Raw genomic sequence first — 7,696 nt, forward strand, 5'->3', positions numbered from 1 at the left:
CTTCTTTAAAAATTTACGAATAGCTTGGGTAAGTTTTTGCTTAAAAGATAAATATAGGAAAACAAAAAAATCTACTTTATCTTCTCTTAAACTTATAAACATCCCTTAACTTGACGCGTATGGTTAGAAGAACTGTCACAGAACAGTTATAATAGCTTTTAGGTTTAAAATTTGTACTTTAAACCCTGAACATAGCTACTATCATCCCAACCATGACAAAGTTGAGGAGCATTTTTAAATGGATAATGCTAACCATCTATGATAAATGACTTCTACACCCAAGAATAACATTACTGCTATTCTTGCGGAAGGTTTTAATTAATTTTTTAAAAAAGTCAATTAGCTATTGTTAAAGAACGGCTGCATGGAGCAGAAAATGTCCTGAATATTATTCCCGCTTTTAGCAATTACTTCCTAGCTCACTCCGAGCTAGTATTAAATAACTGCACTAAATGTATATAAATATCCAGTATTTCAATTTCTTCCTTAGTAAATTTATACGGAGATTTTACATAAATAAGTTTTTTGGCGTCTTGCTTCTTTATTTGATCAGGCGGTATATATAATCTATGTTCTTCTTGGTTCTGAGACTCTTTATTAGCATGCAGCACCTCATATAAAGCTGTTATATCCTTTTTTTGTTTCATCTAAAAAAGATGCAGTAACTGCTTCTAACTCGTCTTTAAATAAACTACTGCGCTCCTGATCACCTACTAGCTCTTCCTGCGAAATCATCCTTATATCATCTTATTTCAAATAAGATTTGATATTTTCTAAAAAAGAATTAGCATAATTCTCAGTTCTAGGGCTTTTAAGATTTTTATTCAAATGATTATGAAAAAATTTTTTATCTAGATAAAATTGTATAATACTTAAATTTTTTCTTTTAAGGTCTTTTTATATTGTGATATTTTAGAAATAATGATTACCACAAGAAAGATAAAAATACTCATTAACGGAGGATATAAGATATTTAACTGATCAAACATTATTAATTTTATAGAGTTTAGTTTACATTACATAATAGTAGTAACCTTTATTTAAATTTCAACTTAAATATTTTTTATTTCAATTTAACTACTATATCCTAAATTTAAATCATTTATATTTAAATATTGTCATAAGAAAATTAATAAGATTTTTATTAAAACCGCTACTTCAGATAGCATAATAATTTATGCATTATAGTAATAATCATGCCCTAATAAATCAGATTTAGGAATATCACACTTATATTCATATGAACCTAAATAAGCTTGTAATTCATGAACATTTCGTCCTATTTTTTCATAATTATATTTATATGAATTTTAGAGTTTTTTAACTAATTTACCTTTATTAACAACTTTTTTATAAGCATCTTCTTTAAAAAACATCTTTTTGTGCTTCACTACGAAAGTAATCCTTAAATTCACTATGTTTTTTCGGTAAATTAGAGATAAATTCTGCAAATTTTTCTAATTGAATATTGGTAATTAGAGTAAATACCAAACTTATATTTTCTTTATATTGGTCAACTCTTGAAATTTCATGCTCTATTATATCTTTTTGTTCAATTTCAATAACATTTATTAGATAAAATAACTAAATCTTTTTTATTAACCTCTAGCTTTTCAGGTGCCTTTTGCTTTATATTCAGTATTTTCGCTTCTAATTCCTCGTTACTAAATAATTTTTGAAATGCAGCAAGCCACGAACCAAAAGCTGTACTTGCTAACTTTTTAAAATGTTCTTTTAACTTCATAACTAATTTCCTTGTTTATATTTTCTTAGTTTAATTTATAGTACTAGTTGGAAGTAATCAAGTTATAGAGCTAAGAAAAATTAGTACTTTTGTAAAAATTATATGTAGCGTAACAATTGAAAAACCGTTTTAAAATGCTTAAAATAATTTGACTATTTTAGAAAATTTTAATAAAATCTATTAATCAACTCAATCGATAATACAAAATATGAAAACAGCTTTTATCTTCCCCGGTCAAGGGTCACAATTGATCGGCATGGGAAAAGATTTTTATGATAATTTTAAACCCGCCAAAGAAACTTTTCAAGTCGTTAATGAAGTACTAAATCGAAAGCTCACTGATATAATTTTTAATGGACCTTCTGAAGAACTTACCTTAACCACTAACGCACAACCGGCATTAATGGCAGTATCTATGGCAATAATAAATATTATCAAAGCTGAAACCGGTAAAAATTTGAATAGTCTTTGCGATTATGCTGCCGGTCATTCGCTAGGTGAATATAGTGCTTTATGTAGTACCGAAAGTATTAGACTTGAGACAGCAGCAAAGCTACTTCATATACGTAGTACATCTATGCAAGAAGCATGTCCCGAAGGTGAGGGAAGCATGGCAGCTTGTATCAATATTCCGCTTCAAAAACTTGAAGAAATATTAGAAGATATCAACAAAATAAATTTATGCCAAATTGCCAACGATAATATCGAAGGACAAATAGTTATTAGCGGCAAAACCACAGCTATTGATCATGCTATTAGTATAATTAAAGATTTAGGTTATAAAGTGATAAAACTGCAAGTCAGTGCTCCATTTCATTGTAGCTTAATGAAGCCGGCAGAAGAAAAAATGCGAGTAGCTCTTGATAAATCTGTAATTAATAAGCCTATAATACCGGTAATCCAAAATTATACCGCAAAACCTACTCGAGATCCTACAGAAATCAAACAAAATTTAATTCTTCATATATGTAGACGAGTTAGATGGCGTGAAACTTTAAAGATATTTAATCAGCTAGATGTAACCCATATAGTAGAAATAGGGGCAGGAAACGTACTAACCAATATGCTACGGAAAATTAATTATCCATATAAATTAAGTAATATTAGTAATTTAGAAGAACTACAGAATTTTTTAGATAACGTTAGCAAATAACACCTCTAATAACTTCTGATTTATAAAGCTTTTAAATTAACTCAATAATATTATTATATAAAAATTAGTTTTAGTTTTTTAAGCAATTGCTAGAATTATTAACTAGTGATTGGCAGAGCTATTTAGATAAGGTAATAGAGGGTTATGAAAATTTAGCTTTAACAGATACTAATGATACATTTTTAAAATAAGAATGTTTCAGAAAAATTACTCTTATTAAAGGATGCATTAAAGAAGATGAATACCCATGGTATGTTGTTCCTTTTGATAAAATAGATAATGCAAGTTTACTACTTACCAATATTCATATGCTAGAGCTTGATTATCTAAATCAAAATACGGTAAAAGCAGTAAAAAATATGCTGCGAAATAATTATATATAATCCGCAAATTTATATTATTGCTAACTATGAAGAATCTATAATTAACAACTATACAATAATAGATAAAATAGCCAAAGGGCAAGTTATTACCTTTGAAGATTTAAATATTAAATATGTAGATCACACGGATGAAGAGTTAAAATATATAGGTAATATAGTAAATTATATTAGAAAACTAGATGGTGAGCTAGTAGCAGATATATCAAATATCATCAAATTTCTTTATCAATTTTATTTTGTAGATTTTGCTATTACTCAGTATACAATCATTTTTATGGCTGCATATTTTGAAGTACTACAAAATTTTCATCAAAATTTAAATAACCTCAACTTTATAGTACCATTGACGCATTATGAATTAGATTACCAGCCTAAAAATTATAATAGTTTGTCGATATTGAAGCAATAACTTGGAATAGATTTTTAGTAAAATATCAGAAATTATTTAATAATCTTAGCGAAGCATATTCAGAAATACTATTTAGCATTTGTAGCGATAATGATGATTTTGTAAAATTGTTAATTTCAGACTCTTGTCATCTGAGTTTAAACAAACGAAACGAAATTATAAGGTACTTGGTAGATAAATATAAAAATAATACCGAATTTATTTGTCCTGCAGCCGTACAACTTTTTAATATTTGTAACGATAAAGATGGTTTGGTAAAGCTTCTAACTGCAAGATCTTACAATCTTAGCCTACAAAAACGAGTCGAAATTATAGAGTACCTAATAGGTAAATATAAAAACGATATCAAATCTATTGATTATATAACCGAGCAACTTTTTAATATTTGTGAGGATAACACAACTATTGAAACTACAAAAATAGAGGCTGAGCATTGTTATAAATATATTAAACATTGCTGTAGTTGGGATGGTTTACCTAGTTATTGGGATATTAAGTTTAAGGGACTGCTCGGTATGATACGGAAGCTTTAATTATTGGCGATTCTGTCAAGCCGGGAAATGATTATATTTAGTTAGAAACATTATAAAATAATTCTAGAAATTTTATAATTTAGATGATATAAAGTTAAGCCATAGCCGGAGAGATGGCCGAGTGGCCGAAGGCGGCGGTTTGCTAAACCGTTATACGGGTCATACCGTATCGAGGGTTCGAATCCCTCTCTCTCCGCCAGCTCTATGCTCTTTTATTTTCTTTATAATGCTTAGTATATTTATCTAGTAACATCCTAATCATTTTTTGATAAGGGACATGTGCAGTTGCTGCTTCTGATTTAAAGAATTCTACGATCTCTTTACTTAAAGAAATGATTACTTTTACAGCATCATCTTTTAATAACAGTTCTCTAGGATGTGGTAAGAAATCTGTTACTATTGTTACTTCCCCTATTTCCCCATCAGTGTATTTTATTCTCTTGCTCATAAATTCTCTTACCTTTATGCCAGTATCCTGCTCCAAAAATTCTTATATGATTACCTCAAAACATAAAACGTACTGTTAAAATATTACCATCAACTTGACCTAAACAAAAATATCTTTTTTCTGTAATACTATGGTCTATATCCTCAAGAATTATCCTTTGTATATCTAGAAAAGCTTTTTGAGTTTCATAAAAGCTTACTTTATGCTTCTCAATATTAATATTACTTTTTTCTTCGTCCCATTCAAAAAAAGAATGCTTTTTTAGCCTTTAATCGATTAATTTAATAATCCTTAGTTCGATAATAAATGTCCATATATTTATATGGGTAATAAACCATATTTTAAAATTAATCGTTTTTAAAGTAGACATAACAAAACTTAAGCGTAGCCTGAATCAATGCTAATCTATACTCGTTAAAGGTGCGCATAACGTACCATGCACCCTGCCAGCGTCTGAACAGTTAGCCAATTCTTGTAGTGTCCCTTCCAGGAAAGCCAAGGAGTAATCAAGGTTTAGGTTCACAAATACAAGTTATCGCCTTATTTCCTTTATTTTATAAGGAAATAAGATTTACATGCAAAATGTCTTTTCATACCTATTTTCTTTAAAAGATCAATTTCAGCTGCTGACCATTTTAAATATCCTAAATAAACATGCCAATGAACGGCTACCTCATTTTTATCAAGATTCATGTTTAGTTCAATACCCAGTTCTTTTTTATATAGCTTTTTAAACGGTGCATCTTTCAAGAAAAAAAGCTTTTCTTGCTCATCAAGCCGGCAACTAAAATTACCTTTTTTATCTGTATTACTTCTAATAATTTCAAAATATCTATTTAAATTTTCGTTTTTATTAGGAGTCAGTACTTCAATAATCTTCCATACATCTAAAATAGATTTGATTTGCTTATCGGATTGATTGTACATAAAAAGCAGTTTACACTTAAAATAGAAATATCCTAAGTATGAAACTAGAAGCAGTAAACAACTTTTTAATGTTACTCTTTACAGTATATAAAGATGTGTATAATTAACAAAATTATCGCCAAATTATTAATGATTTTTAATAAAACTTTATTATCTTTTACAAATTCATTTAATATATTTTCTTAACCTAAACAGGATATAATAAATGCAAAATAATAAGGAAATTATTAAATATATAGTGTTATAGCATTTGGTCTTCTTGGAATCCTATAAACTGGTCACCAAGCATGCAATTAGCTACCTTAAGTTATATATTGTCTTGTTTCATTGATGGGCATGACGCATATCCAATTGAAGATGCACAAATAATAAATAATGACCAGGAATGGCTTAAAAACAATCAAACTTATACCTTTTATAATACACAATTTCCATCTTCTCGTTATATGGAACTTGCAAAAAGATACTCGTATGCCTAAAAATATTTCATAAATTTGATGATTAGAATTACGTACCCAATGAAGCGTTAGCCTCTCATAAACTCATAAATAACTTTTCTAATTTATTGAAGTATTTTAAATTAACTCCTCTTATAGATCCTACTGATTTCAATCCTAACTATTTGATGGTATGGAGTTGGGCAAAAAATTTGTGGCATATTCCTAAATATTTCGGTAGAAAGTTAAAGCATGCTTGTAATAACATAGAAGAAGCAGAGAATTATTGGGAGAGTTATGAACCGGAGACATTCTCTAACTCTTCTGCATTCCATGAGTTTATAAATACAATAACGCATTGTAATGATGTATTATTAGGTTGTAGAGATATTAAATCAGATATATTTTATAACAAACTGTAGTGACCTTCAATAGCAAGTTACTTTCGTAATTGGCATTGCTCAATAACTATAGATATTTCTGAAAGTCTCCGTCATTACGAGGAAATTACGAAGTAATTGATGAAGCAAGGAAGTATCAAAATGCTAATTTGTAGCATTTTTTTAATTATTTTTCTGGATTGCTGTGCTCCCTACAATCGCTAGCAATGACAAAATCTATATTTATTGAGCAATACCTCGTAATTTGCTATTGATTAAAAAACTGTAACAGCATATTTAACTTGCATTTAAACTGCTTCAACGCACATAGCCATACCCATACCGCCTCCGATACATAAGGTGACTAAGCCTTTTTTATCTTTAGCTCTTCTTAAAGAGTGTATCAGAGTTATAAGAACACGTCCGCCGCTTGCCCCAATCGGATGCCCGATTGCTATTGCACCGCCATTTATGTTAACCTTATCCATATTCCATTTCATTTCACGGTTTACATAAATACTTTGAGCAGCAAACGCCTCATTAACCTCGATGACTTCCAAATCATTAACGCTCCAACCTGCTTTACTTAAAGCCTTTTGGGAGGTAGGAACGGGGGCAGTACCCATATAATACTTGGATCAACACCGGCTTAAGCATAAGAAACAATACGAGCTAGCAGTATCAAATTATGCTTTTCCAATGCTTCTTCAGAAACTACCATAAGGCATGCCGCACCGTCATTGATTGAAGAAGCATTACCCGCCGTAACTACGCCGTTTTTATCAAAAGCAGGACGTAATTTACTCAGAATTTCAAGGCTTGTATCAGGTCTTACTGTTTCATCATATTCAAACAAACTAGTAGTTTTTTTAACCGTTACTTCGATAGGTAAAATTTCATCTTTAAAAATTTCAGCTAGCTGTGCTTTAGCTGCTTTCTTGTGAGAACTGAAAGCAAATTCATCTTGCTCTTGTCTACTAATATTAAACTGTTTCGAGATATTTTCAGCAGTAATTCCCATAAATACTCCTGAAAATACATCAGTTAGTCCGTCATACTGCATTAGATCAACCATTTTAATATCGCCGAATTTAGCTCCTGCTCTGATATAGCTACCGTGCATACCGAGCGACATATTCTCCTGCCCACCTGCTATAACCATATGCGTCAAGTTAAGGAAAGTAAGTAAGCAATTTGCAAGGAATTTGCTAATTGCAACTCTGTTAGCTAGAAAAAATGATATTTAAAAAGGGAAGTGAAGAGTATAAGTATTAGCACTGTA

The 7,696-nt window shown here is 29.8% G+C and carries 9 protein-coding genes, 1 tRNA gene and 1 pseudogene; 4 read left to right on the forward strand and 7 right to left on the reverse strand.

The features are described 5' to 3' along the window. Positions 1-419 precede the first annotated feature (419 nt). The 3 genes from ACKTSD_RS02185 to ACKTSD_RS02195 all read right to left on the reverse strand — a co-directional run bounded on the left by ACKTSD_RS02185 (position 420) and on the right by ACKTSD_RS02195 (position 1,744). Positions 420-647 carry a hypothetical protein gene (locus ACKTSD_RS02185; protein ID WP_412707806.1) on the reverse strand — a complete coding sequence of 76 codons (228 nt, stop codon included), beginning with the start codon at positions 645-647 and terminating at the stop codon, positions 420-422. Between the two features lie 718 nt (positions 648-1,365). Further along, entirely contained in the window at positions 1,366-1,491 is a 126-nt protein-coding gene (locus tag ACKTSD_RS02190; RefSeq protein WP_412707807.1) for a hypothetical protein, read from the reverse strand. Between the two features lie 67 nt (positions 1,492-1,558). Further along, positions 1,559-1,744: a hypothetical protein gene (locus ACKTSD_RS02195; protein WP_412707808.1), complete on the reverse strand. Its 186-nt coding sequence runs from the start codon at positions 1,742-1,744 to the stop codon at positions 1,559-1,561. A gap of 208 nt (positions 1,745-1,952) precedes the next feature. On the opposite strand from ACKTSD_RS02195, the gene fabD reads away from it, so the two are divergent. The 3 genes from fabD to ACKTSD_RS02210 all read left to right on the forward strand — a co-directional run bounded on the left by fabD (position 1,953) and on the right by ACKTSD_RS02210 (position 4,421). Further along, positions 1,953-2,897, forward strand: coding sequence for an ACP S-malonyltransferase (gene fabD, locus ACKTSD_RS02200; RefSeq protein ID WP_412707809.1), 945 nt, complete (start codon positions 1,953-1,955; stop codon positions 2,895-2,897). Positions 2,898-3,856: 959 nt separating this feature from the next. Beyond that, positions 3,857-4,222, forward strand: coding sequence for a hypothetical protein (locus ACKTSD_RS02205; protein WP_412707810.1), 366 nt, complete (start codon positions 3,857-3,859; stop codon positions 4,220-4,222). 107 nt (positions 4,223-4,329) lie between these two features. Then, positions 4,330-4,421 (forward strand) — tRNA-Ser (locus tag ACKTSD_RS02210). 3 nt (positions 4,422-4,424) lie between these two features. Here the strand turns inward: ACKTSD_RS02210 and ACKTSD_RS02215 are convergent. The 3 genes from ACKTSD_RS02215 to ACKTSD_RS02225 form a co-directional block, all read right to left on the reverse strand. Beyond that, complete coding sequence (locus ACKTSD_RS02215; RefSeq protein ID WP_412707811.1) at positions 4,425-4,670, reverse strand: CopG family transcriptional regulator; 246 nt, start codon at positions 4,668-4,670, stop codon at positions 4,425-4,427. Positions 4,671-4,725: 55 nt separating this feature from the next. Beyond that, positions 4,726-4,890, reverse strand: coding sequence for a BrnT family toxin (locus ACKTSD_RS02220; protein ID WP_412707814.1), 165 nt, complete (start codon positions 4,888-4,890; stop codon positions 4,726-4,728). Between the two features lie 329 nt (positions 4,891-5,219). Beyond that, positions 5,220-5,597, reverse strand: coding sequence for a hypothetical protein (locus ACKTSD_RS02225; RefSeq protein ID WP_412707812.1), 378 nt, complete (start codon positions 5,595-5,597; stop codon positions 5,220-5,222). 565 nt (positions 5,598-6,162) lie between these two features. Here ACKTSD_RS02225 and ACKTSD_RS02230 point away from each other — a divergent pair. Then, the gene (locus ACKTSD_RS02230; RefSeq protein WP_412707813.1) at positions 6,163-6,456 is read left to right on the forward strand and encodes a hypothetical protein; all 294 of its coding nucleotides are present in this window, start codon (positions 6,163-6,165) and stop codon (positions 6,454-6,456) included. Positions 6,457-6,722: 266 nt separating this feature from the next. On the opposite strand, the pseudogene ACKTSD_RS02235 reads toward ACKTSD_RS02230, so the two are convergent. Beyond that, positions 6,723-7,579: pseudogene (locus tag ACKTSD_RS02235) on the reverse strand (acetyl-CoA C-acyltransferase); the annotation flags it as partial. Between the last annotated feature and the right edge of the window lie 117 nt (positions 7,580-7,696).

The organism is Candidatus Rickettsia kedanie, from assembly GCF_045865205.1.
Lineage (GTDB): Bacteria > Pseudomonadota > Alphaproteobacteria > Rickettsiales > Rickettsiaceae > Rickettsia > Rickettsia australis.

Coding starts and splice junctions, on each gene's coding strand:
- ACKTSD_RS02195 (WP_412707808.1), bottom strand. CDS start 1,744: ATGAAGTTAAAAGAACATTTTAAAAAGTTAGCAAGTACAGCTTTTGGT.
- ACKTSD_RS02185 (WP_412707806.1), bottom strand. CDS start 647: ATGAAACAAAAAAAGGATATAACAGCTTTATATGAGGTGCTGCATGCT.
- ACKTSD_RS02225 (WP_412707812.1), bottom strand. CDS start 5,597: ATGTACAATCAATCCGATAAGCAAATCAAATCTATTTTAGATGTATGG.
- ACKTSD_RS02215 (WP_412707811.1), bottom strand. CDS start 4,670: ATGAGCAAGAGAATAAAATACACTGATGGGGAAATAGGGGAAGTAACA.
- fabD (WP_412707809.1), top strand. CDS start 1,953: ATGAAAACAGCTTTTATCTTCCCCGGTCAAGGGTCACAATTGATCGGC.